The following is a 24,681-nucleotide window of genomic DNA, read 5'->3' on the forward strand; positions in this document are numbered from 1 at the left end:
CGGGCAATGCAGCTATGCGTGATTGGCGCCGGCTATGTCGGACTGGTAACGGCGGCCTGTTTCGCCGAAATGGGCAATCGGGTGATCTGCGTGGAGCGCGACACAGCGCGCCTTGCGCAACTGCGAGGCGGCCGGAGTCCGATTTATGAGCCAGGCCTGGAAAGCCTGCTTGCCCAGCATCAGGCCAGCGGTCAGTTGAGTTTCAGCGCCAGCCTGCGCGGAGCAGTGCTGCACGCCGACGTGATCTTCATTGCGGTCGGCACGCCGCAGCAGGAGGATGGCTCGGCCGACCTGCGCCACGTGCTGGAAGCGGCTGATGAGCTGGGCAGGGTGCTGCGCAAGCCGTGCATCGTGGTCAACAAGTCCACGGTGCCTGTCGGCAGCGCCGAGCGGGTCGAGCAGCGCATCCGCAATGCCTTACAGCAGCGCAGCCTGAACTTCAGTGTGCCGGTCCTGAGTAATCCGGAATTTCTCAAGGAGGGCAGTGCGCTGGAGGACTTCACCCGCCCGGACCGGGTGATCATTGGCAGTGACTGCCCGCATGCGGGTGACGTATTGCGACGGCTTTATGCCCCCTTCGTGCGCAACCATGAGCGCATCTTGCTGATGCCCCGGCGCGAAGCCGAGTTCAGCAAGTACGCCGCCAATGCATTTCTCGCCACCAAGATCTCCTTTATCAACGAAATGGCCAGTTTGTGCGCCCGGCTTGGGGTGGATATCGAGCAGGTGCGGCGGGGTATCGGCAGTGACCGGCGCATTGGCACCCATTTCATCTACGCCGGTTGCGGCTATGGGGGCTCCTGCTTCCCCAAGGATGTGCGAGCCCTGATCCGCAGCGCCGAGCAGCTCGGGATCGAGCCCGGCGTATTGCGAGCGGTGGAGGCCCGCAATGCGCTGCAGAAGACGCTGCTGTTCCAGGCGTTGCGCGAACACTTCAGCGGGTTATTGCAAGGTCGTGTCGTCACGCTCTGGGGATTGGCATTCAAGCCGGGTACCGACGACCTGCGTGAGGCCCCGAGCCTGGTCTTGCTGGATGCACTGTTGCTAGCCGGCTGTCAGGTGCGTGCCTACGACCCGGTGGCGAATGCAGGAGTGGCCAGCCGTTATCCCAGGGAGGTCGCCAGTGGCCAGCTGCAACTCTGCGAAAGCGCCCTGGCGGCGGTGGAAGGCAGCGAAGCACTGGTACTGGTAACCGAGTGGAAACAGTTCCGCCAACCGGATTTTGCTCAGGTGCGCCAACTGATGCGCAGGCCATTGTTACTGGATGGCCGCAATCTCTATGACCCTGCTGAACTACGCGCGCTGGGTTTTGTCTATCAGGGCGTCGGTCGCGCTATTCAGGGGCATTGTAAGGAAGAGGCCGCCTGATTAGACTGCGCGGCATTTACTGGCCCACCCCTCAACACTAGGTTTGTCATGATCAAGAAATGCCTGTTCCCGGCTGCTGGTTACGGTACTCGTTTTCTGCCTGCCACCAAGGCCATGCCCAAGGAAATGCTGCCGGTGGTCAACAAGCCACTCATTCAGTACGGTGTTGAGGAGGCTCTGGAAGCCGGCCTGAGCGAGATCGCCATGGTTACCGGTCGTGGCAAGCGCGCACTTGAAGACCATTTCGATATCAGCTACGAGTTGGAGCACCAGATTCAGGGGACCGACAAGGAGAAGTACCTCGTCGGTATCCGTCGCCTGATTGATGAGTGCTCGTTCTCCTATACCCGCCAGGTCGAAATGAAAGGCCTGGGTCATGCGATCCTCTGTGGCCGTCCGCTGATAGGTGACGAGCCCTTCGCCGTGGTACTGGCCGATGACCTGTGCTTCAACCTGGAAGGTGACGGCGTGCTGCAGCAGATGGTCAAGCTGTACAACCAGTTCCGCTGCTCCATCGTCGCGATTCAGGAAGTCCCTAAAGAAGAGACCTCCAAGTACGGTGTGATTGCCGGCGAGATGATCCGTGACGACATCTACCGGGTGAACAGCATGGTCGAGAAGCCCAAGCCGGAAGATGCTCCGTCGAACCTGGCGATCATCGGCCGCTACATTCTCACTCCGGATATCTTCGATCTGATCGAGCAGACCGAACCGGGTAAGGGTGGCGAAATCCAGATCACCGATGCCCTGATGAAGCAGGCCCAGGACGGCTGTGTGATTGCCTACAAATTCAAGGGCAAGCGTTTCGACTGCGGTGGCGCCGAGGGTTACATCGAGGCGACCAACTTCTGCTACGAAAACCTCTACAAGACCGGCAAGGCCTACTAAGCCAGACGGTCCTCACAAAGCCACCTACGGGTGGCTTTGTGCATTCTGGGGAATAGGCACTTGTTCAGCGCCCGGCCCCAGCGGCTGGCCGTAACTGAACTCGACATAGTTACCGTTTGGGTCTCGCAGCCCGCAGTAGTACCCAACAGGGTAGGGCTCATCACGCGGCGGCCAGATCAGACATCCCTCGCGTAAGGCTTCCGCGGCGATGGCATCCACGGCCGCCCGACTCTCCACGGCGAAGCCGAAGTGACTGTAGTCAGTCGCCGACAGGTTGCGGTCAACACCGCCCGGCATCATGACCAGGATAAAGCTGTGCTCCTTGCCCGGCTCGCTCATCCAGACGATCCGCGAGCCCTTGCCGGGCCGCTGGTGAATCACCACCATGCCGCAGAATCGTTCATAGAAGGCAATGCAGGCGTCCAGATCGACAACATGCAAGGCAATATGGGTGAGGGTGGGGCGCATGACGTTCCTCCGCATGATGCTGCACAGGCCCGGTTATCGGCAGCCAGGCTCAACTTGCGTATGCTGGCGGCCTGATTCAGGAGAATAGCCATGTCCTTTGATTTCGATCTGCTGGTAATAGGTGCAGGTTCCGGCGGCGTCCGTGCCGCACGTTTCGCCGCCGGGTTTGGCGCCCGCGTGGCCATCGTCGAGAGCCGCTATCTCGGCGGTACCTGCGTCAACGTAGGCTGCGTGCCAAAGAAGCTGCTGGTCTACGGCGCCCATTACCATGAGGACTTCGCTCAGGCGGCCGGGTTTGGCTGGTCACTGGGCGAGCAGGCGTTCGACTGGCCGACCCTGATTGCCAACAAGAACCGCGAAATTGAACGGCTCAACGGCATTTACCGCAACCTGCTGGTAGGTAGCGGTGTGACCCTGCTGGAGGGCCATGGCCGATTGCGCGATGAACACAGTGTCGAGGTGGCGGGGCAGGTCTACCGGACACGCCATATCCTCATCGCCACCGGCGGCTGGCCGCAGATTCCGGATATTCCCGGCAAGGAGCTGGCCATCACCTCGAATGACGCCTTCTTCCTGCCGGAGCTGCCCAAGCGCGTGCTGGTGGTCGGCGGTGGCTACATTGCCGTGGAATTTGCCTCAATCTTCCAGGGGTTGGGGGCACAGACATCGCTGCTTTATCGCGGCGAGCTGTTCCTGCGAGGCTTTGACCAGTCCGTGCGGGCGCACCTCAAGGAGGAACTGGTCAAGAAGGGCCTGGACCTGCAGTTCAACGCGGACATCCAGTGTATCGAACGCCAGGCTGATGGCAGCCTGCTGGCCACCCTGAATGATGACCGCAAGCTGGCAACCGACTGTGTGTTCTACGCCACCGGGCGCCGGCCGATGCTGGATGACTTGGGGCTGGAAAACGTCAATGTCCAGCTCGATGCGCGTGGCTTCATTCAGGTCAACGAGCGTTATGAAACCAGTACGCCATCGATACTGGCCATCGGCGATGTGATCGGCGGCATCGCCCTCACGCCTGTTGCCCTGGCCGAGGGAATGGCGGTGGCCCGGCGCCTGTTCAAGCCCGAAGAATACAGGCCGGTGGATTACCAGAACATTCCCACGGCCGTATTCAGCCTGCCCAATGTGGCCACCGTAGGCCTTAGCGAAGAGCAGGCCCGCTCCGCCGGCTACACGCTGAAAATCTTTGAGAGCCGCTTCCGGCCGATGAAACTGACGCTTACCGACTGCCAGGAGCGCAGCCTGATGAAACTGGTGGTGGATGCCGAAACGGACCGCGTTCTCGGCTGCCATATGGTCGGTCCTGAGGCCGGAGAAATCCTTCAGGGCATCGCCATCGCCATCAAGGCCGGCGCCACCAAGCGGATTTTCGATGAAACCATCGGCATTCATCCAACGGCTGCGGAAGAGTTTGTTACCATGCGCGCCCCAATTTAGGGCAAAGCTGACTCATGGAACAACTTTTCTACCTTTCCGACCTGTTTGGTGTGGCCGTTTTCGCCATTACCGGCGCGCTGATGGCCGGGCGCAAGTCCATGGATCTGTTCGGCGTGCTGGTGATTGCCATCGTGACTGCATTGGGCGGCGGCACCCTGCGTGACCTGATTCTCGACAACCATCCGGTGAGCTGGATCCGCAATGACCTGTACATCGTGGTGGCCTCGCTGTCTGCCATCGGCACGGTGGTCTGGGTGCGCTTGACTCAGCCTATCCACGAGAAAGGGTTGCTACTGGCTGACGCCTTCGGCCTTGCCGTATTTACCGTGATCGGCACCGAAGTGGCGATGCGCCAAGGCGTGCCTCACAGCACGGCCGTGATCATGGGAGTAATGACCGGCGTGGCGGGTGGCGTCATGCGCGACGTGATCTGCAACGAGATCCCGCTGATCTTCCGCAAGGAAATCTACGCCACAGCCTGCATTTTTGGCTCTGTTGTGTTCATTGCACTTAGGGAGCTGGAATTGACGCACTGGCTTGCGACCGGGGTAGCAATGTTGGTGGTATTGCTCGCGCGACTGGCGGCATTGCGCTGGGGACTGTCCTTGCCACGGTTCCACTTGCTAGACCGCGACTAAACACAAAGAGAAGAGGGCGGCGCAGCAGCACCGCCCAAACTCGCTCTTTTAATGCCCTTGATGCTCATGCCCGGGTGGAGCAGTTTCAACTTTGACCTGAACTTCGAGCTTGCCTGCTTTCTCGAACTCCAAGGTCAAAGGAAAACTGTCACCAGCTTTGAGCGGTTGTTTCAGATCGAACAGCATCACATGATTGCCACCAGGCACGAACTCTGTCATTCCGTGCGGAGGAATGGCCGCTGAGTCGATTTTCTGCATGCGCATTACTTCCCCCATATGCACATGCGTGTGCAGTTCAGCTTTTCCAGCAATTGGAGTGCTCGCGCCAAGCAAACGATCTTCTTGATCGCCATGGTTATGCAGGATGAAAAAAGCCGCACTAGTAGGTGAAGTCGGCGGTAATTCGCGTGCCCATGGATGATCAATCATCAGATCGCCGGTCTTGTACTCGTGGGCCAGGCTCAAGGTTGAAAGCGACAGCAGTACCGCGCTGGCAAACAGATTACGCAGCATATAGAACTCCGATCGAAGGGTGAGAGCACACATTAGCATGTGGCTTGGTCAAGTGCTGCGCGTAGCTGCCGCGCGACAAACTGGCGCATGGCCAAGAAACATAATCCAAATGCTTAATTTAACATAATATACATTATGCGAACCTGTGTATCTGTCGGTGTGGGAGTGAGGCTGGCTTGGGCGATGCTGGGCTCTGCGAAGCAAATGCTCCAAATCGAGCCTCAAGCAACTGACAGAATCTCAAGCTTGTCGATATCAAGGAACTGACATCATCTGCTGTTGTGCCTGTGACTGATAAGCTACGAGCGTTCTCCTAGTTGCGTCCAATTCAAGGCCTCCAACGCGGCGGCAACATGGACTCGATTATCCTCAAGAGGTCTGGGTAACAGCTCCTGTGCCCGTGCCAGTCGCCGTAGAAGCGTATTCCGATGTGTGTGTAAACGCTGTGCTGCCTGGCTGGCATTGCTGCCACACGCCAAGAAAACCAGGAGGCTACGCCTGAGCTGCGAAGGCGCATTCGCTAGCTGGCCAAGCGTGTGGGCGACAAAACGCTGGTTGGCTTTGGGATCCCGCGTCATAAGTGAAACCAGGCGGATATCATCGAAGCTGACAACCTGGGCCGTGGACCGAAGGCGCCCCAATACCCGTTGGGTCGTGAGAGCATCAAGATGGGCCCGGCGGAAGCCTTCTACTCCGTGCCCCGCACTGCCGATGGCAACATGAACGCCAGGAACTTTCCTGATCGAAGCTTCGAGATGCCCCTGATCGATAGGCCTCAGTCCAGATATCCAGACCCAAAGTGTGGCTGCGTTGGCGATCACGCTTAATGCCTTTCCATCCGAGCTGGAGCGGATTAGCACACTGGCAGCGGCTTCCAGATCGGCCAGGCGGGTATCACCCTCCTCGCACCAAATGACCGCTGCATGATGCGGCTGCTCAAGTGCGTAGCCGAGTTTTCGGCTCGCTTGGGCTACCTGGACTTCGCTACCCTCGACAATAGCGGTCACCAGTTCACGTCGCTCCACGTGTGAGTCATGTTGCTCTGCTTCTCGCTCGCGACGCAGAAAGTCAGAAAGAATGTCCATCCCCGCACCGATGTAGTCATCGATTGAGCGTGCCGATACTTCCAGCAAATTTCGAAGCTCATCACGATCGCTAGTCAGTTCAAATGCAATGCCCATCCATTGCTGCCAGGCTGCAGCCTGTGCGGCTCGGGCGCCGTAGAACAGCAGTTCCGTCTTGCCCAAGCGCAGCAGTTCGCGCGCCACGCTCAACTCATCGGCAGGCATATAAGGCGGCACAGGATCGCCAGGCCTTTCGATATTGGCGCGGGCCCAGTGGATCAGACTGAAGCGAGCGGCGCGGCGCGAGGCCGACATCAGCACCGGGTCTTCCGCCAGCGACTTCATACTGTGGTGGCTCAGCCCGGCCAGATCGATGGCTTCCAACCATTCGGCCGGGGCATTGAGCACATGCTCGGCACCAAGGCGCAGCAACTCGCGCACCCGCGGCGAAGCCGCGGGCCAGGGCCCTGCTGCAGGGGTTGGAAAGCTTAACTGCATCAACTGACCTCCATCAGCACCGCCGACAAAGGTGCGAACTGCACCAATATCAACTCAATAGGCTGCAGTTTATACCTTGCCTGGCATAACCCTTGTCAAAAACACTTGAGCATCACCTCAGACACAATCACCCCGGGAGGCGTCCTTGACTGTCCAGCAGCAACCATCCATCGAGCATGTCGATGTGTTGATCATCGGCGCCGGCCTTTCCGGTATCGGCGCAGCCTACTATCTGCAACGCGACCTGCCGGACAAGCGCTATGCCATCCTCGAGGCCCGCGAGGCCAGTGGCGGCACCTGGGATCTGTTCCGCTACCCAGGTATTCGCTCCGACTCGGATCTCTATACCTTTGGCTACGAGTTCAAGCCCTGGCGCAGCAGCCAGGCCATCGCCGATGCCCATCTGATCCTCGATTATTTGCGCGAAACCGCCAGCGAGAACGGAATCGACCGGCATATCCGTTACCAACGCAAGGTCAGCCGAGCGGCCTGGAGCAGTGACACTGCCTGCTGGACAGTTGACATCGAATGCCTGGAAAGCGGCGAGCAGCAGCGCATGACCTGCAACTGGCTGTTTTCCGCCGCCGGCTATTACCGCTACGACCAGGGCTTCACACCCAAATTCGAGGGCATTGAGCAATTCGGCGGCCAGGTGATCCACCCACAGCACTGGCCGGAAGATCTGGACTACAGCGGAAAGCGCGTGCTGGTAATCGGCAGCGGTGCCACCGCCGTTACCCTGGTGCCGGCCATGACCGACAAGGCCGCCCACGTGACCATGCTGCAGCGCACGCCCACCTACGTGCTGACCGTGCCGCAGAAAGACCCGGTTGCCCTGCTCCTGCGCAAATGGTTCCCCGCCGAGCGCGCCTACGCCATGACGCGAAAAAAGAACATCCTGCTGGCGCGCTGGATCTGGCTGCTGTGCCAGAAGTTTCCACACTTCTCCCGGCGGCTGATCCGCTTCTTCACCAAGCTCAGCCTGCCGAAGGATTACCCGGTCGACGAACATTTCAACCCGCCCTACAACCCTTGGGACCAGCGCCTGTGCGCTGTGCCCGACGGCGACCTGTTCAAGCGCCTGGCAGATGGCAGCGCCTCGATAGTCACCGACCGCATCCGCAGCTTCACTCCACGTGGCGTGTCGCTGCAGTCCGGTCGCGAGTTGGAGGCAGACATTGTCATCACCGCAACAGGCCTCAATCTGCAGCTGTTTGGTGGCATGCAAATAAGCGTCGATGGCGAGCCATTGGATTTATCGCGCAAGGTTGCCTTCAAGGGGATGATGCTTGATGACGTGCCCAACTTTGCTTTCGCTGTCGGCTACACCAACTCTTCTTGGACATTGAAGGTAGGTCTGCTCTGTGAGCACTTCTGCCGCCTGATCAAGCACACCGAGCAGCGTGGACAGGCGTTCTGCTATCCACACCTGCCCAGCCCCGACATGCCTACTCGCCCGCTGCTCGACTTCGGCGCCGGCTACGTACAGCGCGCCCTGCCGATGCTGCCGCGCCAGGGCATGGAGTCGCCGTGGCTGATGTCGATGAATTACCTGCATGACGCCAAGGTGCTGCGCGAGGGACCGGTCACCGACCCCAATCTGCGTTTCGCCAAAGCCGGCACCCGCATTACCGCAGGCGATGCGGCCAGCCCTCAGCTCGCACCGGCCTGAAGCCGGGCACAGCCCTTATTGGTCAGGACAACAACAATGAAAAATTTTGCCAACAAGGTCATCGTCATCACTGGCGCCGGTTCCGGCATGGGCCGCGCCTATGCCCTGGAGTTCGCCCGCCTCGGCGCCCGCCTGGCGCTCAACGACTACGACGCGGCGGGTCTGGCCGAAACCGTGCGCATGCTGGAAGGATCACAGGCCGCAGCTGTGTTCAGCCAGGCCTTCGACGTCGGCGATCGCGAGGCCATGTATGCATTTGCCCTTGCGGTGCAGCAGGCATTGGGTAATGCCCATGTGGTGATCAACAACGCCGGCGTCGGGGGTGGCGGCCAGCCGGTCTGGGCCATGGAAGACCAAGACTACGAGCGCACGTTGCGCATCAATTTCTTCGGCGTGGTGCACGGCACCCGCGCCTTCCTTCCGCAGCTGTTGGCCAACGGCGAGGGTGCGATCGTCAACGTCTCCAGCATCTTCGGCCTGGTCGGCACACCCAACGCCTCGGACTACTGCGCGGCCAAGTTCGCCGTGCGCGGCTTCACCGAGTCGCTGATGGTCGAGCTGCAGGAAAGTCCGATCTCTGTGCACCTGCTGCATCCCGGCGGCATCAACACCAACATCGCCAAGGATTCGCCGAACGGCGAGGCCTTTACCCGCCAGTTTCTCAAGACCGACCCACTTGATGTCGTTCATGAAGTGATCCGCTGCATTGGCAGCGGCAAGCAACGCATTGTCATCGGTCACCAGTCGCGTCCGGTCTGGCTCGCATCGTGGGCGATGACACTGGAGCGCCGCAATCGCCTGCTCTACCGGATGCTCAAGAGCATGCTCGACCCGCGTCAGTACGACCTGGTACGCCGCCGATCCTGATCTTTCGCCTGAACAAGCACGAGAACCTGCCCTATGAACAGCAGAAACAACGATCCCGAGCGTATCGTCCCGCGCGAGAACATAGACTTCGGCTTGGATGCCAGCATCCCGCGCTACTGGTACGACAACAACCCCTACAAGACCCGTGTAATGGACGGTATGCAGCTGTACTTTCCGGATGGTGAGCGCTATTTCATAACCAGTGTGCGCCCCTACCGAGAGCGCATCACTGACCCGATCCTGGCCAGGCATGTGAAGGACTTTATCCGCCAGGAAGGCCAGCATGGCATTGCTCATACCCGCTTTAACCAGTTGCTGCGCGACCAAGGTATGCCAGTGGAGCAGATGCTGGCCCTGCAGAACGAACGAAATGCCTACTGGCTGCGCCACTACTCCGCCGACTTCAACCTGGCGTTAACCGCCGCGTTTGAGCATTTCACCGCCCTACTCGCTGAGGCCTTCTTCAGTCGCAAAGAGGTCATGGCAGGTGCTGATCCCAAGGTCAAAGCGCTGTTTGCCTGGCACGCCATCGAGGAAATGGAGCATAAAGCCGTCGTCTTCAACGTCATGACCAATGTTGCACGTGTGGGCTACCTGAAACGCTGTGCTGCCATGCTCTACGCCACTTGGCAGATGACGTACGAGACCTACCGCAGCACCGACGTGCTGCTCAAAGCCGATGGGTTTAGCTGGTTGGAGCGTAAGCGTTTGTTCATCACTCATCTGCCCTGGATGTATGGCCGCAAAGGAATATTCAGCAGCTTTACCGGCAAGATCATTGAATACCTCAAGCCCGGTTTTCACCCCGACGACATCCCGGTGGTGCACAACTATCCGCACTGGATCGAGGCCTACAGCCAGAGCGGCGACCCGGGCAAGGCCTGCGAGGCGATGCTGGCAGCGGCCCACTGACCACCGTGCGCTAGTCAACGGTGCCGGCCTTCCAACTGGCACAGGACTTGGCTGATTCTGGCCGGCTGGCGGGTGATGACGGCCATCCTGGCTGGGCTGGTGTTCGCCGGCAGGCGCGTCTGATCGAACGGGCGAAGGTTGCTAAAGCGCAGAACAGCGGCCAGGATCGGCGCATTGCCTTTCGCATACCCTAGGAGCCCGCATGAATCCCCATCTCGCCCCCGTCGATCAGGCCAAGGCCTACCGGCTGGTCAACCATGGCCCCACCGTACTGGTGTCCGTCAGGCATGCCGGGGTGGACAACGTGATGGCCGCGGCCTGGTGCTGCGCGCTGGATTTCGACCCGCCCAAGCTGACGGTGGTGCTGGACAAGAGCACCCGTACCCGCGAGCTGATCGAGGGTAGCGGCCGCTTCGCGGTACAGGTGCCGACCGTGGCGCAGCTGCAGCTGGTCAACGCCGTCGGCAACCACAGCCTGCGCGAGGCGCCGGACAAGCTGGCCCAAGCTGGCGTCGAACTGTTCGAACTGCCCGATCAGCCCGTGCCACTGGTGGCCGGCTGCTCGGCCTGGCTGGTGTGCGAGCTGGTTGCCGAACCGCACAACCAAGACAGCTATGACCTGTTTATCGGCGAGGTGATCGCTGCCTGGGCTGATGACCGGGTATTCCGCGACGGACGCTGGCACTTCGAGGACGCCGACCCGGCCTGGCGCAGCCTGCACCATGTCGCCGGTGGCCATTACTATGCCATCGGTGAAGCCCTCAAGGCTTAGTCGCAGCGGCCTCTGCGCCCTCTCCCGCCTGCCAGCCGCCGCCAAGCGCCGTGATCAGCTGAGCGCTGGCCAGCAGGCGGTTGCCCTTGAGGCTCAGCCAGTTGCGTTCGCTGTCCAGCGCGCTGGCCTGCAGGCTGACCACAGCGTTGTAGTCCACGGTACCGGCCTTGTACTGGTTTTCCACCAGACGCAGCGCTTCGCGCGCTGCTTCCAGCGCCTGCTCGCGGGCCGCCAGTTCACGGGTGTAGACATCCAGCTGCACCAGATAATCCTCAACCTCGCGGAAGCCGGTCAGTACCGTCTGGCGATAATTGGCCACGCTGACGTCATAGGCCGCCTCGGCCTGCTCGACCTGGGAACGGATCAGCCCGCCGTCGAACAGCACAGTCGCGAAGTTCGGGCCGATCGACCAGAAGCGATTGGGCAGGCTGAACCAGTCATCCAGCGCGCCATTGCGGTAACCGCCGGTGGCGCTGAGGGTCAGATCCGGATACCAGGCCGCTTCGGCCACACCGATCTGCGCATTGGCGCTCATTACCCTACGCTCGGCGGCGGCGATGTCCGGGCGGCGTTCCAGCAGACGTGACGGCACGCTGGCCGGGACCCCCGGCAATTCGGGCACGCCGGTGCGAGGCGCCAGGCTCAGCTCGCTGGGCGCCACGCCGATCAGCACGGCGATGGCATGTTCGAACTGGGCGCGCTGGTATTCGAGGTCAATCAGCTGCGCGCGGGTGCCGTGCAGCTGGCTCTGTGCCTGGCTGACATCCGACCTGGGAACAATGCCGGCGTTGTACTGGTTTTCCGTCAGCTTGAGCGAGCGCTCGTAGGCTGCCAGCGTCGCTTCCAGCAGGCGTTTCTGTTCGTCCAGCACACGCAGCTGCAGGTAGTTTTGCACCAGTTGGCTCTGCTGGCTGAGGCGCACGGCGGCGAGGTCGGCCGCACTGGCCTCAAGGCTGGCCTGATCGGCTTCCAGCTGGCGGCGCAGCTTGCCCCACAGGTCCAGCTCCCAGCTCACGCCCAGACTGGCCTCGTAGGTCTTGGATACTGATGCGGCATTGGCGCCACTGACGCTTACCCCTTCGGTGGTGCCGATGGTGCTGCTGCCACCACCCTGCCCCGCGCGGCTGACGCCGGTGTTCAGATTGATTTGCGGCAGGAAACCGGCCCGCGCACCACGCACGATGGCTTGCGCCTGGCGGTAACTGGCAGCGGCGCTGGCCAGGCTCTGGTTGTTGGCGTTGAGGCGCCCGATCAGGGCGTTGAGCTCGGCATCGCCATACAGGCTCCACCAGTCCTCCGGCATCTGCGCGGCCGGCTCGGCCACCTTCCAGCCCGCCACCTGTTTGAACGACTCGGGCGTGTTGAGTGCCGGCGTCTGGTAATCCGGGCCGACGGTGCAGGCGCTCAGCAACAGGCTGAGAGCAATGAAGCTGAGACGATGGCTTTGGCTGTTCATAGCGGCGTTTCCAGGGCGGCATCGCTGCGGACGCCGCGCCATTGATTGAAGCGATGACGCAGACGGTCAAGGTACAGGTAGACCACCGGCGTCGTGTAAAGCGTGAGGATCTGACTGAGGATCAGCCCGCCGACGATGGTCAGGCCCAGCGGCTGGCGCATCTCCGCCCCCTCGGCCCCACCGATCAGCAGCGGCACGGCCCCGAGAATGGCGGCCAGGGTGGTCATCAGAATCGGCCGGAAGCGCAGCAGGCAGGCCTCGCGGATCGAGTCCAGCGGGCTCATGCCCTGCTGGCGTTCCAGCTGCAGCGCCAGGTCGATCATCAGGATGGCGTTCTTCTTCACGATACCGATCAGCAGGAACAGCCCGAGCAGGGAGATCAGGCTGAACTCGCCACCGACCAGCAGGATCGCCAGCAGCGCCCCAACGCCCGCAGAGGGCAGCGTGGAGAGAATGGTCAGCGGATGGATGTAGCTCTCGTAGAGGATGCCCAGCACGATGTACACCACCAGCAGCGCGCCGAGAATCATCAGCGGCTGTTGCTGCTGCGTCTGCTGGAAGGCATCGCCACTGCCGCCCATGCGCCCCTGCACTTCGCTAGGCATGCCGATGGCCGCCACGGCGCGGTCGATGGCACGGGTGGCCTGATCGAGGCTGACGCCTTCGGCAAGGTCGAAGGAAATACTCTCGGCGGCGAACTGGCCATCGTGGTTGACGCGGTCCTCTTCCAACGAGGTTTCAAATCGGGTGAAGGCCGCCAGGGGTACGCGCTGCCCGCTGCCGGTGATCACCTGCAGATCGCGCAGCACGCTCGGGTCCTGATTGAAGCGCTGCTCCACCTCCAGAACCACCTTGTACTGGTTGAGGCTCTGGTAGATGGTCGAGATCTGCCGCTGACTGAAGGCGTTGTTCAGCAGGGTGGTCAGCGTGGCCATGTCCACCCCCAGGCGCTGGGCCGCGGCGCGATCGACCTGCAGACGCACCTGCTGGGCGCCCTCGCCTTCGTTGGCGTCGATGGCGGTCAGTTCCGGCAGTTCCTTGAAGGCCTGAGCGAGTCTGGGCAGCCAGATGCGCAGATCGTCCAGATCGGTGGCCAGCAGGCTGTACTCGTAGGCCGAGGTACGCTGTTCGCGGCCACCACCACGGCCGAACATCATGTCCTGGTCGGCCATGAGGAACAGCTGACCACCCGGCACCCGTGGCATCTCGCGGCGCAGGCGGTCGACCACGACCTGCGCCGGGGCGCGCTCGCTGCGCGGTTTGAGGCGCACGATCATGAAGGCATTGTTGATTCCGCCGTTGCCGCCGATAAAGCCGGCCACGCTCTCCACATCCGGGTCCTTGAGCACGGCACGGCGGAAGATTTCCATCTTCGGCTGCATGACCTGGAACGACAGGCCATCGTCGCCACGGATGAAACCGATCAGTTGGCCGGAGTCCTGGGTCGGCAGGAAGGTTTTGGGCACCAGCACGAACAGGCCGATATTCAGGGCGATGGTCGCCAGCAGGCTGGCCAGAGTCAGGCGCGGATGGCGCAGAGCCCAGCCCAGACTCCGGCGGTACGCTTCCAGCACGCGTGCCTGCAGGCGCTGCCCGGCCTGCTGCAGGCGGTTGCCGCGGCCGGTCTGGTGCGGTTTGAGCCAGCGTGCGCAGAGCATTGGCGTAAGAGTCAGGGACACCAGCAGCGACACGATGATGGCGGCGGCCAGCGTCAGGGAGAACTCGCGGAACATCTGGTTGACGATGCCGCCCATGAACAGGATGGAGATGAACACCACCACCAGCGACAGGTTCATCGACAACAGAGTGAAACCAACCTCGCGGGTGCCCTTGAGCGCGGCGGTCAGCGGCGGCTCCCCGTTGTCGATATGCCGGGCGATGTTCTCCAGCACCACGATGGCATCGTCCACCACCAGGCCGGCGGCGAGAATCAGCGCCATCAGTGACAGTACGTTGAGCGAGAAGCCGCCCAGGTACATCACTGCAAAGGTGCCGATCAGCGACACCGGCACCGCCAGCGCCGGAATCAGGGCGCTGCGCCAGTTACCCAGGAAAGCCAGCACTAGCAGGATCACCAGCCCCACGGCAATGAGCAGGGTGCGTTCGGCCTCGTGCAGGGTCGCGCGGATCACCGGCGAGCGGTCCATGGCCACGTTCAGCTCGACGCTGGCCGGCAGCACCGCCTGCAGGGCCGGCAACTGGGCGCGGATCTGCTCGATGGTCTGGATGATGTTGGCGCCGGCCTGGCGGTTGATCACCAGCAGCACCGCCGATTCATCGTTGAAGAAACCGCTGTTGTAGCGGTCCTCGACGCTGTCCTCGACCTTGGCCACATCGGCCAGGCGCAGACTGCGACCGTCCTGATAACGGATCAGCAGCGGCAGGTAGTCGGCGGCCTTGCTCAGCTGGTCGTTGGCCTGCACCTGCCACTGCTGCGCGTCGTTCTCGACAAAGCCCTTGGGCCGGCGCTGGTTGGCGGCGCTGATGGTCTGGCGCACCTCATCCAGTGACACGCCGTACTGTTCCAGCTGCTGCGCCTGCAACTGCACGCGCACCGCCGGCAGGGAGCTGCCGCCAATCTGCACTTCGCCCACGCCATTCACCTGGGCGAGGCTCTGCGCCAGGATGGTCGAAGCCAGGTCGTACAGGCGGCTCTTATCGAGTTCCTTGGATGTCAGCGAGAGCACCATGATCGGCGCCTGCGACGGATTGACCTTCTTGTAGGTAGGCATGCTGCGCATGCCGCTGGGCATCAGGCTGCGCGCGGCATTGATGGCCGCCTGCACTTCCCGCGCGGCGCCGTTGATGTCCTTGTCCTGGGCAAACTGCACAATGACCCGGGTCGAGCCCTGGCTGGAGCGGCTGGTGATCTGCTCCACGCCGGCAATGGTGCCCATGGCCCGCTCCAGCGGCGTGGCAACACTGCTGGCCATGATCGCCGGGCTGGCACCGGCTAGGTTGGCCTGAACCACGATCACCGGGAAATCCATCTGCGGCAACGGCGCCACCGGCAGCAGGCGGAAGCTGATGATGCCCAAGAGGACAATGGCCAGGCTGCACAGCCAGGTCGCCACCGGACGATGAATAAACGGTGCCGAAAGGTTCACGCGCCCTGCTCCGCCAGCGACTCTCCGCTGGCGCGTCGCGCCAGCCGGTCAAACGCCAGGTAGATCACCGGGGTGGTGAACAGGGTCAGCAACTGGCTGAGCAACAGGCCGCCGACCATCACCAGCCCCAGTGGCTGGCGCAGCTCGGCACCGGAGCCGGTAGCCAGCATCAGCGGCACGGCGCCAAACAACGCGGCCAGGGTGGTCATCAGGATCGGCCTAAAGCGCAGCAGCGCCGCCTGGTAGATGGCCTCACGCGGGCTCATGCCCTGATGCCGTTCGGCCTCCAGGGCGAAGTCGATCATCATGATGGCGTTCTTCTTGACGATGCCTATCAGGAGGATGATGCCGATGATGGCGATCAGGCCCAGATCCTCACCGGCCAGCAACAGGGCCAGCAAGGCGCCGACCGCCGCAGACGGCAGCGTCGACAGGATCGTTATGGGGTGGATATAGCTCTCGTAGAGCACGCCCAGCACGATGTACATGGTCACCACCGCCGCCAGAATCAGCAGCAGCGTGCTCGAGAGCGACGCCTGGAAGGCCTGGGCCGCGCCCTGGAAGCGGGTCTGAATGCCCAGAGGCAGTCCCAGCTCGGCCTCCACCGCCTCGATCGCCGCGACAGCGCCGCCCAGGGACTGGCCGGGCGCCAGGTTGAACGACAGGGTCACGGCCGGGAACTGGCCAACCCGGCTGATCAGCAACTGCGCCGGGCGCTGCTCGATACGCGCCAGGGTCGACAGCGGTATCGCCTGACCATCGGCGCTGCGCACATGCAGCTGCTCCAGAGCCTTGGGCCCCAGGGTCGCGGCCCCACTGGACTCCAGCACCACGCGGTACTGGCTGGTCTGGGTGAAAATGGTCGACACCTGACGCTGACCGAAGGCGTCATACAGCGCATCGGTGATGGTCGACACGCTGATGCCCAGGCGCGCGGCCGTGTCGCGGTCAATCTCGACATAGGCCTGAACACCACGCACCTGCAGGTCGCTGGTCACATCGGTCAGCTCCGGACGCTCACGCAAGGCTTCCAGCAACTTCGGTACCCACTCCTCCAGCAGCGCCTGATCCGGCGACTGCAGGCTGAACTGGTACTGGGTACGGCTGATTCGGTCCTCGATTGACAGGTCCTGCACCGGCTGCAGGAACAGCTCGATGCCCGGCACCTGTGCCAGTCGCGGTTTGAGCCGCTCGATTACCTCCTGCGCGGTTTCGTCGCGCTCGCCATGGGGCTTGAGGTTGATCAGCAGACGCCCGCTGTTGAGCGTCAGGTTGCTGCCATCCACGCCGATCGACGAGGACAGGCTGGCCACCGCCGGGTCTTCCAGAATTACCTCTGCAAGAGCCTGCTGGCGCTCGCTCATGGCACGGAACGAGATGCTCTGCGGCGCCTCGGACACGCCCTGAATCAGGCCGGTGTCCTGCACCGGAAAGAAGCCCTTGGGCACCGCCAGGTACAACAGCACGGTGAGCACGAAGGTGCCCAGCGCCACCCACAGGGTCAGGCCCTGATGCTCCAGCACCCAGGCGAGTTGCCGGCCGTAACCAGCATTGATCCGCTGCAGCCAGCGTGGGGGCTGCTCCTCGCCACCGCCCTTGAGCAGGCGCGCGCACATCATCGGCGTCAGGGTCAGGGAAATCGCCAGGGAAATCAGGATGGCCACCGCCAGGGTAATGGCGAACTCGCGGAACAGGCGGCCCACCACGTCCTGCATGAACAGCAGCGGAATCAAAACAGCGATCAGCGACAGGGTCAGCGAGATCAGGGTGAAGCCGATCTGCTTCGAACCCTTGAGCGCAGCGCCCAGCGGCGTCTCGCCCTGCTCGCGGTAGCGGGCGATGTTCTCCAGCATGACGATGGCGTCGTCGACCACAAAGCCCGTGGCGATGGTCAGCGCCATCAGCGTCAGGTTGTTGATGGAGAACCCGGCCAGGTACATGACCACGAAGGTACCGATCAGCGACAGCGGCACCACCACCGAGGGAATCAGGGTCGCCGACAGCTTGCGCAGGAAAAGCAGCGTCACAAGCACCACCAGGCCGATGGCCATGAACAGCTCGTGGCGCACCGCGTCGATGGAGGCGCGGATGGTCTGGGTGCGGTCGGAAAGAATCTGCACCTCAAGACCTGCCGGCAGAGCGGCCTGCAGCTTGGGCAGCAGCGCGTCGATGCGCTCGACCACGTCGATGACGTTGGCCCCCGGCTGGCGCTGCACGTTGACCAGCACGGCCTGCTGCTGGTTGGCCCAGGCAGCCAGGCGCGAGTTCTCCACACCGTCCACCAGCTCGGCGACATCGCGCAGGCGCAGGGCCGCGCCGTTCTGGTAGCTGAGAATCAGCTGGCCGTATTCCTCGGCGGATTTCAGTTGGTCGTTAGCATCCAGAGTCGAGACCCGGTTGGGACCGTCGAAACTGCCCTTGGGCTGATTGACGTTGGCCGCGGTGATCAGGCTGCGCACTTCGGCCAGCGACAGGCCGTGGGCAGCCAGCGCCTCGGGATTGACCCGCACGCGCACGGCCGGGCGCTGCCCGCCGGCCAGGCTGACCATGCCGACGCCCGACACCTGAGCCAGCTTCTGCGCCATGCGCGTGTCCACCAGATCCTGCACCTGCGCCAGCGGCAGGGTCTGCGCGGTGACAGCCAGGGTCAGCACCGGGGTATCGGCCGGGTTGACCTTGTTGTACACCGGCGGCGCCGGCAGATCATTGGGCAACAGGTTGCTGGCCGCATTGATCGCCGCCTGCACCTGCTGCTCGGCCACATCCAGCTCCACATCCAGGGCAAAGCGCAGGGTCAGGACCGACGCGCCGCCGGAGCTGTTGGAGGTCATCTCCTGCAGGCCGGGCATCTGCCCGAACTGGCGCTCCAGCGGGCTGGTGACACTGCTGGCCATAACCTCGGGGCTCGCGCCCGGGTACAGGGTGAGGACCCGGATGGTCGGGTAATCCACCTGGGGCAGCGCCGCCACCGGCAGCAGCTTGTAGGCGATCAGGCCGGCTAGCAGCACGGCCAGCATGCTCAGGGTGGTGGCAACGGGCCGCAGGATGAACAGACGGGAAAGGTGCATCAGCCGCCCAGCCCCGGACGCTTGAGCGACTGGCCCTTGCGCTCGCCACTGGGCGTGCGGCTGGGATCAGCCGGGGCCGACAAGCCGTCGATCACGTCCACCGCATCGCCTTCGCGCAGGCGGTCGGTGCCTTCGAGAATCACCCGCTCACCGGCCTTGAGCCCGTCCAGTACCACGGTCTGCCGGCCATCACTGGCGCCCAGTTCCAGGCGCTGCACACGTACCTTGTCGCTCTCGCCAACGACAAAGGCAAAGTTGCCCTGGCTGCCGAACTGCACGGCGGCGGTCGGCATCAGCAGCACCTGCGGCAGTACGTCCAGACGCAGGCGCACATTGACGAACTGGTTGGGAAACAGGGCCTCATCGGCGTTGGCAAACTGCGCCTTGAGCTTGAGCGTGCCGGTGGCGCTGTCGATCTGGTTGTCCAGGCTGTGCAGCGTGCCGCTGGCCAGCAGGTTCTGCTCATTGCGGTCCCAGGCTTCAACCAGCAGCTGTGCGCCGCGGCGCTGAGCCGCGCGCAGGGCCGGCACCTGCCCCTCGGGCAGGGTGAAGGCCACGGCAATCGGCTGGGTCTGGGTGATTACCGCCAGCACCGTGCTGTCGTTGGCCGCCAGCAGGTTTCCGGCATCCAGCTGACGCAGCCCCACGCGGCCGCTGATCGGCGCCTTGATCTGGCTGAACTGCAAGTTCAGGCGCGCTTCGGCCAGGGTCGCCTGGTTGCTCTTCAGCGTGCCCTGATATTGCCCCACCAGCGCCTGCTGGGTATCCAGGGTCTGCTTGGCAATGCTCTGCTCGGCATACAGGCCGCGGTAGCGCGCCAGGTCGATCTCGGCGTTCTTCAGCTGGGCCTGGTTCTGCAGCAAGGTGCCCTCGGCCTGCTGCACCGCCACCTCGTAGGGGCGCGGATCGATCTGCGCCAGCAACTGACCGGCCTTGACCATCTGCCCTTCCTCGAACAGCACCTTGACCAGCTCACCACCGACACGGGCACGGACATTGACCGTATTGAGCGCCGTCACCGTGCCCAGCGCCTTTTCATAGACGGCGAAATCAGCCTGCACCACCTGAGCTACGCGCACCGGCACCGGGCCGCGAGGACCGCCGGGGCCTCCCGGACCACCCGCGGCAGCTGATCGCCCCTTTTCACTGACGGACTCGGCTGGCCAGGCCCACCACAGGGCAGCAGCTACCACGATCACAGGTACAGCCTGCAAAGGTCTGGGCAATTTCAGAAAACGACTGGCGAGGGAACGAAGCATGGGCAGATCCAATGGAAATGAGCGCGAACGATAAACAATCTCGACAACAAGGCGAAGTCATTTACCCAACTTTTACCTTTGCAAGGTTTGTGTAAACCCTCTCCAGACAAAGAAAAACGGCCTGCAAAGGCAGGCCGTCGGTACAGCTATGGCGGTTATGCCAGCGCGCGCAGCGCCGCCTCGTAGTCCGGCTCGTCAGCGATCTCGGCCACCAGCTCGCTGTGCAGCACCTTGCCCTGCTCGTCCAGCACCAGCACCGCGCGGGCGGCGATACCCGCCAGCGGACCGCTGGCCAGGGCCACACCGTAATCCTTGAGGAATTCGGCACCACGCATGGTCGACAGGTTGACCACATTGTCCAGACCTTCGGCGCCGCAGAAGCGCTTCTGGGCAAACGGCAGGTCGGCGGAGATGCACAGCACCACGGTGTTGGCCAGGCCGCTGGCCTTGGCATTGAAGGTGCGAACCGAGGTGGCACAGGTCGGCGTATCGACACTCGGGAAGATATTGAGGATTTTGCGCTTGCCGGCGAAGCTCGCCAGGCTGACATCGGCGAGATCTGCGCCAACCAGTGTGAAAGCCGGCGCCTGCTGGCCCGGTTGCGGCAGCTGACCGGCTACTTCGACTGGGTTACCACGCAGAGTGACGGTTGCCATCTTGAATATCCTTGTATGGGAGTCGGAATTGGAGTGTGCAGTAAAACACGCCTGACAGACAAAAGCCCCAGAACCTGGGGCTTTCTTTTAAACAAATGACTCAGGCACTGGCCTGCCAGGTGGCCGGCGGATTGGCATGAAACAGCACATGCTGACGAATCGGCCCAATTGCTACCTCGCCGATTTCCTCATAACCCAGACGCTGGTAGTAGGCCAGGTAGTGTGGATCACCGGTATCCAGCACCACACCGCGTGAGCTGCTGTCCTCGGCACACCAGCGGTGCAGTTCGGCCACCAGCTGCTCGCCCAGGCCGCGCCCTTGAAATTCCGGGTGTACGCCGAGCAGTGGCAATACATGAAACGGACCAGGCGGAAGGCACGCCAGAACGGCCTCGTGATAGTCCAGATAGCGGCGGGTGCAGCGGAAACCGGTGGTCAGCAGCATACGCAGGCGCCAGCCCCAGCTTTCGGTAATGTCCATGCGCCGCTGCGGCGGTGCGATCAGCGCCATGCCCACCAGGCGATCATCGATCAGCAGGCCGATAGCCGGCAGTTCCTCGGCAAAATGCTGCTCCACCAGCTCACGCACAGTGGCACGCACACGTTGGTCAAAACCCGGCCGCTCCGCTTCAAAGAGATAAGCGAAGGTCGGTTCATGACGGTAGGCGTGATACAGCAGCGAACGGGCCTCGCGGCTGTAACCGTGATCGAGCAGGTGGACTTCGGCGTTTATCGGCGTCATCGCCAGGACCTCTTGTTGTGTTTATGGGTCTGTTCTGACACTAGCAGGCCCCCTGGCACCGTGCCATGACACTGGTCGGCCGGCTGGCCGCTGGGCTAGCATCACCCTCTTTTTTTACCCGGAACTGCCCCATGAAGATTGTTTCCTTCAACATCAATGGCCTGCGTGCCCGTCCCCACCAGTTGCAGGCGCTGATCGAGGCACACCAGCCGGATGTCATCGGCCTGCAGGAAACCAAGGTGTCCGACGAGCAGTTCCCCGAGGCGGAGATCCGCCAGCTTGGCTATCACGTGCACTATCACGGGCAGAAGGGTCACTACGGCGTCGCCCTGCTCTCTCGCGAGAAGCCGCTGGAGCTGCACAAGGGATTCCCGGGCGATGAACCCGATGCCCAGCGCCGCTTTATCTGGGGCCGCTTTGCCGACGCCAATGGCCAGCCGCTCACCGTGATGAACGGCTACTTCCCCCAGGGCGAGAGCCGTGACCACCCCACCAAGTTTCCGGCCAAGCAGCGCTTCTATGCCGACCTGCAACAGCTCCTGGAGACCCAGTTCAGCCCCGAGCAGGCCCTGGTGGTCATGGGCGACATCAATATCTCACCGGAGGACTGCGACATCGGCATCGGCGAGGACAACCGCAAGCGCTGGCTGAAAACCGGCAAGTGCAGCTTCCTCCCCGAGGAGCGTGAGTGGCTGGACCGCCTCAAGGCCTGGGGCCTGAGCGACAGCTTCCGTCAGTTGCATCCGGCGGTGAATGACCAGTTCAGCTGGTTCGACTACCGCAGCCGTGGCTTCGAGGATGAGCCCAAGCGCGGTCTGCGCATCGACGTCATCCTAGCCAGCCAGGGCCTTCAGGCTCGAGTGAAAGACGCCGGTATCGACTACCAGCTGCGCAGTATGGACAAGCCCTCCGACCATGCGCCGATCTGGCTGAAGCTCGACTGACGCCACGCGGCAAGACGCGCCCCAGAGCGGGCGCGCCTGTCACAGTTGTGTAACGCGAGCGTCTTAATCTGCGCGCACTTTAACTCTGCCACTGTGCATAAGGTGCCTGTAGTCATGACGACGGAACGCGATGCCTGGAGCCCGACCAGCTGCCTGCTGATTCTCGGCTTTCTCTGTTACGCCCTGCCCTGGTCGGTATTTGCCGCGCCCAAGGCTGATTCGGCGTTACTGCGCATCCAGGGCTCCAACACCATTGGTGCCAAACTCGGCCCGGCGCTGGTAAAGGGTTTGCTGCAAAGCCAAGGCGCCGTGGATATTCGGCAAAGTGCCGGCGATCAGGAAAACGAAGTACGCATCCAGGCCACCTCGGCCAAGGGCGAGCCACTGATCCTCGATGTGGCCGCCCATGGTTCGGGCACCGGCTTTACCGCCCTGCAGGATGGCAGCGCGGATCTGGCCGCATCTTCGCGCCCGATCAAGGAGGCCGAGGCCCAAAGCCTGCGCAGCCTTGGCGACATGACCAGCCGCGCCAGCGAGCACATCATCGCCATCGACGGCCTGGCCGTGGTGGTGCATCCGCAGAACCCGCTCAGTCAGCTCAATACCGAGCAGGTCGCACGCATCTTCGCCGGTGAAGTGAGCAACTGGGCCGAACTGGGCGGCCGCAATGCGCCGATCCGGTTGTATGCCCGCGACGACAAGTCGGGCACCTTCGACACCTTCAAGGAGCTGGTACTGGTGCGTCAGGGCAAATCCCTGTCGGCATCGGCGCAGCGCTTCGAGTCGAGCGATCAGCTGTCCGACGCGGTCAGTCAGGATATCGACGGCATCGGTTTCATCGGCCTGCCCTATGTACGCCAGAGCAAGGCCCTGGCGATTGCCGATGGAGAATCGCTGGCCATGCTGCCGACCCCGGCCCTGATTGCCACTGAGGATTACCCGCTGTCGCGCCGGCTGTTCTTCTACCGCCCGGCCACAGTGAGCAATCCCTGGGGCGACGCGCTGATCGAGTTCGCCCACAGTGACGCCGGTCAGGCCATCGTCGCGCAGACCGGTTTCATCGCCCAGCGGGTGGAAGCGACACAGGTCGAAGCTGATCTGGAGATGCCTGCCTACTACCAGCAACTGGCCGGCGAGGCCCGCCGTCTGACGGTCAACTTCCGTTTCCAGGAAGGCAGCGCCCAGCTGGACAACAAGGCACTGCGCGATCTGGAACGGCTGATGGATTACATCAAGCGTGAAAACAAACTGATCAATCAGGTGGCGCTGGTCGGCTTCGGCGATCCGAAGAACGACCCGGCGCGTGCAGCCCTGCTCTCCAAGCTGCGCGCCATGGCCGTGCGCCGCGAACTGAGCCGCGAAGGCGTGTTGCTGCGCGAGATCGTCGGCATGGGTGACCAGTTGCCGGTGGCGGCCAACACCGCAGACAGCGGCCGGCAGAAGAATCGACGTGTAGAAGTGTGGGTCTACTGACCGGCATACAGGCGCATATTCCCGGCCTGACGCAGCATCTCCGAGGGCTTCATGCCGATGATGCTGCGAAAGGTATGGGAAAGATGCGCCGAATCGGTGAACCCGGCCTCGATCGCGGCATCAGTCAGTGACAGGCCACGCGCTACCCCGCAGGTGGTCACAAACAAGCGGTGCCACTGCCGGTAGCGGCGCATGGAGATTCCCAGCGTCTCGCGAAACAGCTGTGTCAGGCGCGGTACTGACAACCCCGCCTGTTCTGCCAGGTACTCGGCGCTGAGGTTGCTGCTGACATCTGCCTTGATCAGCGCCACGGTACGCACGATTCGCGGATCGATGCGATATTCAACAGGCAGGGGCTCCTGACCAATCAGTTGCTCAAGAAACGCTGCCACTTGCTCCGGTGTTGCCCGCGCCTGGCGCAACTCTTGTAGCTGCGCAAGCAATTGCTCCTCCTCGGCGTAGTCGACCAGCAGTGGCGACCCGCTCAGACGAAAGCGGCCTCGCAGACGCTGAAAATCCTCACCAAACGGATCCAGATAGCACACGGCAACCAGTTCCGATCCTTCGTGCATCTCCACATCGATCCCGGCTGGCAAAAGAACCGACTTCGCACTCAAGCGCTGCCCCGCACAGGAAAAATGCAACGGCCCGGCAAGGCTAACCAGCAGGGTGGCTGCCGCCTGGGACATGCTCAACTGCACATTCAGGCGCCCAAGAAAGAAGGTACGCCGATCCCATAGATAGATCAGCGACGGCGCAGATTCGTCATGCATGGTGGACTCGCTGACCCTGTTGTTGTCGTGATGTGGTCAATCGTGCGAGTGCTTTTTACCTCGACTGCGAACAAACACCAAGTGATGCAGTAGCGTTTTT

At 62.5% G+C, this 24,681-nt stretch carries 20 protein-coding genes; 10 read left to right on the forward strand and 10 right to left on the reverse strand.

The genetic code is table 11. The annotated features are described in order from the left end of the window. Window positions 1-6 precede the first annotated feature (6 nt). On the forward strand, window positions 7-1,368 hold the full coding sequence (locus CK486_RS13135; RefSeq protein ID WP_095940765.1) for a UDP-glucose/GDP-mannose dehydrogenase family protein: 1,362 nt from the start codon (window positions 7-9) through the stop codon (window positions 1,366-1,368). Between the two features lie 48 nt (window positions 1,369-1,416). Then, complete coding sequence (gene galU, locus CK486_RS13140; RefSeq protein ID WP_095940766.1) at window positions 1,417-2,256, forward strand: UTP--glucose-1-phosphate uridylyltransferase GalU; 840 nt, start codon at window positions 1,417-1,419, stop codon at window positions 2,254-2,256. Window positions 2,257-2,280: 24 nt separating this feature from the next. Here galU and CK486_RS13145 read toward each other — a convergent pair whose 3' ends face one another. Continuing rightward, window positions 2,281-2,724 carry a VOC family protein gene (locus CK486_RS13145; protein ID WP_095940767.1) on the reverse strand — a complete coding sequence of 148 codons (444 nt, stop codon included), beginning with the start codon at window positions 2,722-2,724 and terminating at the stop codon, window positions 2,281-2,283. 90 nt (window positions 2,725-2,814) lie between these two features. On the opposite strand from CK486_RS13145, the gene gorA reads away from it, so the two are divergent. Both gorA and CK486_RS13155 read left to right on the forward strand, forming a co-directional pair. Next, window positions 2,815-4,167 carry a glutathione-disulfide reductase gene (gorA, locus tag CK486_RS13150; RefSeq protein WP_095940768.1) on the forward strand — a complete coding sequence of 451 codons (1,353 nt, stop codon included), beginning with the start codon at window positions 2,815-2,817 and terminating at the stop codon, window positions 4,165-4,167. A 14-nt stretch (window positions 4,168-4,181) separates the two neighbouring features. After that, a complete protein-coding gene (locus CK486_RS13155; RefSeq protein WP_095940769.1) occupies window positions 4,182-4,805 on the forward strand; it encodes a trimeric intracellular cation channel family protein in 624 nt (207 codons plus the stop codon). A gap of 48 nt (window positions 4,806-4,853) precedes the next feature. Here the strand turns inward: CK486_RS13155 and CK486_RS13160 are convergent, their stop codons facing one another. Together CK486_RS13160 and CK486_RS13165 are read right to left on the reverse strand one after the other, a co-directional pair. Beyond that, window positions 4,854-5,318, reverse strand: coding sequence for a copper chaperone PCu(A)C (locus CK486_RS13160; protein WP_095940770.1), 465 nt, complete (start codon window positions 5,316-5,318; stop codon window positions 4,854-4,856). 299 nt (window positions 5,319-5,617) lie between these two features. Further along, entirely contained in the window at window positions 5,618-6,880 is a 1,263-nt protein-coding gene (locus tag CK486_RS13165; protein ID WP_095940771.1) for a CdaR family transcriptional regulator, read from the reverse strand. 145 nt (window positions 6,881-7,025) lie between these two features. Between CK486_RS13165 and CK486_RS13170 the strand changes: the two genes are divergently transcribed. The 4 genes from CK486_RS13170 (at window position 7,026) to CK486_RS13185 (ending at window position 11,103) form a co-directional block, all read left to right on the forward strand. Continuing rightward, a complete protein-coding gene (locus CK486_RS13170; RefSeq protein ID WP_095940772.1) occupies window positions 7,026-8,552 on the forward strand; it encodes an NAD(P)/FAD-dependent oxidoreductase in 1,527 nt (508 codons plus the stop codon). Between the two features lie 36 nt (window positions 8,553-8,588). Next, the gene (locus CK486_RS13175; RefSeq protein ID WP_095940773.1) at window positions 8,589-9,419 is read left to right on the forward strand and encodes an SDR family oxidoreductase; all 831 of its coding nucleotides are present in this window, start codon (window positions 8,589-8,591) and stop codon (window positions 9,417-9,419) included. Window positions 9,420-9,452: 33 nt separating this feature from the next. Beyond that, the gene (locus CK486_RS13180) at window positions 9,453-10,331 is read left to right on the forward strand and encodes a metal-dependent hydrolase (protein WP_095940774.1); all 879 of its coding nucleotides are present in this window, start codon (window positions 9,453-9,455) and stop codon (window positions 10,329-10,331) included. Window positions 10,332-10,533: 202 nt separating this feature from the next. Further along, window positions 10,534-11,103, forward strand: a complete 570-nt coding sequence (locus tag CK486_RS13185; protein ID WP_095940775.1) for a flavin reductase family protein — start codon at window positions 10,534-10,536, stop codon at window positions 11,101-11,103. Here the strand turns inward: CK486_RS13185 and CK486_RS13190 are convergent. From CK486_RS13190 to CK486_RS13215, 6 genes are all read right to left on the reverse strand, one after another. Then, window positions 11,093-12,559, reverse strand: coding sequence for an efflux transporter outer membrane subunit (locus CK486_RS13190; RefSeq protein ID WP_095940776.1), 1,467 nt, complete (start codon window positions 12,557-12,559; stop codon window positions 11,093-11,095). The genes CK486_RS13185 and CK486_RS13190 overlap by 11 nt on opposite strands. Next, the gene (locus CK486_RS13195; RefSeq protein WP_095940777.1) at window positions 12,556-15,666 is read right to left on the reverse strand and encodes an efflux RND transporter permease subunit; all 3,111 of its coding nucleotides are present in this window, start codon (window positions 15,664-15,666) and stop codon (window positions 12,556-12,558) included. Before CK486_RS13195 ends, CK486_RS13190 begins: the two co-directional genes overlap by 4 nt. Next, window positions 15,663-18,734: an MdtB/MuxB family multidrug efflux RND transporter permease subunit gene (locus CK486_RS13200; RefSeq protein WP_095940778.1), complete on the reverse strand. Its 3,072-nt coding sequence runs from the start codon at window positions 18,732-18,734 to the stop codon at window positions 15,663-15,665. Before CK486_RS13200 ends, CK486_RS13195 begins: the two co-directional genes overlap by 4 nt. Then, complete coding sequence (locus CK486_RS13205; protein WP_095940779.1) at window positions 18,734-19,993, reverse strand: MdtA/MuxA family multidrug efflux RND transporter periplasmic adaptor subunit; 1,260 nt, start codon at window positions 19,991-19,993, stop codon at window positions 18,734-18,736. Before CK486_RS13205 ends, CK486_RS13200 begins: the two co-directional genes overlap by 1 nt. 155 nt (window positions 19,994-20,148) lie before the next feature. Next, entirely contained in the window at window positions 20,149-20,649 is a 501-nt protein-coding gene (gene tpx, locus CK486_RS13210; RefSeq protein WP_095940780.1) for a thiol peroxidase, read from the reverse strand. A 100-nt stretch (window positions 20,650-20,749) separates the two neighbouring features. Next, entirely contained in the window at window positions 20,750-21,391 is a 642-nt protein-coding gene (locus tag CK486_RS13215; RefSeq protein WP_095940781.1) for a GNAT family N-acetyltransferase, read from the reverse strand. Between the two features lie 131 nt (window positions 21,392-21,522). Here CK486_RS13215 and xthA point away from each other — a divergent pair, with 131 nt between their 5' ends. Further along, complete coding sequence (gene xthA / locus CK486_RS13220) at window positions 21,523-22,335, forward strand: exodeoxyribonuclease III (RefSeq protein ID WP_095940782.1); 813 nt, start codon at window positions 21,523-21,525, stop codon at window positions 22,333-22,335. 114 nt (window positions 22,336-22,449) lie between these two features. Next, window positions 22,450-23,808 (forward strand): substrate-binding domain-containing protein, encoded by a 1,359-nt coding sequence (locus CK486_RS13225; RefSeq protein ID WP_095940783.1) that lies wholly within the window; start codon window positions 22,450-22,452, stop codon window positions 23,806-23,808. Here the strand turns inward: CK486_RS13225 and CK486_RS13230 are convergent. After that, the gene (locus tag CK486_RS13230) at window positions 23,802-24,581 is read right to left on the reverse strand and encodes a helix-turn-helix domain-containing protein (protein ID WP_095940784.1); all 780 of its coding nucleotides are present in this window, start codon (window positions 24,579-24,581) and stop codon (window positions 23,802-23,804) included. The two genes, CK486_RS13225 and CK486_RS13230, sit on opposite strands and share 7 nt — an antisense overlap. Window positions 24,582-24,681: the final 100 nt, after the last annotated feature.

This window comes from Pseudomonas sp. HAR-UPW-AIA-41 (assembly GCF_002304225.1).
GTDB lineage: Bacteria > Pseudomonadota > Gammaproteobacteria > Pseudomonadales > Pseudomonadaceae > Aquipseudomonas.

Coding starts and splice junctions, on each gene's coding strand:
- CK486_RS13135 (WP_095940765.1), top strand. CDS start 7: ATGCAGCTATGCGTGATTGGCGCCGGCTATGTCGGACTGGTAACGGCG.
- galU (WP_095940766.1), top strand. CDS start 1,417: ATGATCAAGAAATGCCTGTTCCCGGCTGCTGGTTACGGTACTCGTTTT.
- CK486_RS13145 (WP_095940767.1), bottom strand. CDS start 2,724: ATGCGCCCCACCCTCACCCATATTGCCTTGCATGTTGTCGATCTGGAC.
- gorA (WP_095940768.1), top strand. CDS start 2,815: ATGTCCTTTGATTTCGATCTGCTGGTAATAGGTGCAGGTTCCGGCGGC.
- CK486_RS13155 (WP_095940769.1), top strand. CDS start 4,182: ATGGAACAACTTTTCTACCTTTCCGACCTGTTTGGTGTGGCCGTTTTC.
- CK486_RS13160 (WP_095940770.1), bottom strand. CDS start 5,318: ATGCTGCGTAATCTGTTTGCCAGCGCGGTACTGCTGTCGCTTTCAACC.
- CK486_RS13165 (WP_095940771.1), bottom strand. CDS start 6,880: ATGCAGTTAAGCTTTCCAACCCCTGCAGCAGGGCCCTGGCCCGCGGCT.
- CK486_RS13175 (WP_095940773.1), top strand. CDS start 8,589: ATGAAAAATTTTGCCAACAAGGTCATCGTCATCACTGGCGCCGGTTCC.
- CK486_RS13180 (WP_095940774.1), top strand. CDS start 9,453: ATGAACAGCAGAAACAACGATCCCGAGCGTATCGTCCCGCGCGAGAAC.
- CK486_RS13185 (WP_095940775.1), top strand. CDS start 10,534: ATGAATCCCCATCTCGCCCCCGTCGATCAGGCCAAGGCCTACCGGCTG.
- CK486_RS13190 (WP_095940776.1), bottom strand. CDS start 12,559: ATGAACAGCCAAAGCCATCGTCTCAGCTTCATTGCTCTCAGCCTGTTG.
- CK486_RS13200 (WP_095940778.1), bottom strand. CDS start 18,734: ATGCACCTTTCCCGTCTGTTCATCCTGCGGCCCGTTGCCACCACCCTG.
- CK486_RS13205 (WP_095940779.1), bottom strand. CDS start 19,993: ATGCTTCGTTCCCTCGCCAGTCGTTTTCTGAAATTGCCCAGACCTTTG.
- tpx (WP_095940780.1), bottom strand. CDS start 20,649: ATGGCAACCGTCACTCTGCGTGGTAACCCAGTCGAAGTAGCCGGTCAG.
- CK486_RS13215 (WP_095940781.1), bottom strand. CDS start 21,391: ATGACGCCGATAAACGCCGAAGTCCACCTGCTCGATCACGGTTACAGC.
- xthA (WP_095940782.1), top strand. CDS start 21,523: ATGAAGATTGTTTCCTTCAACATCAATGGCCTGCGTGCCCGTCCCCAC.
- CK486_RS13225 (WP_095940783.1), top strand. CDS start 22,450: ATGACGACGGAACGCGATGCCTGGAGCCCGACCAGCTGCCTGCTGATT.
- CK486_RS13230 (WP_095940784.1), bottom strand. CDS start 24,581: ATGCATGACGAATCTGCGCCGTCGCTGATCTATCTATGGGATCGGCGT.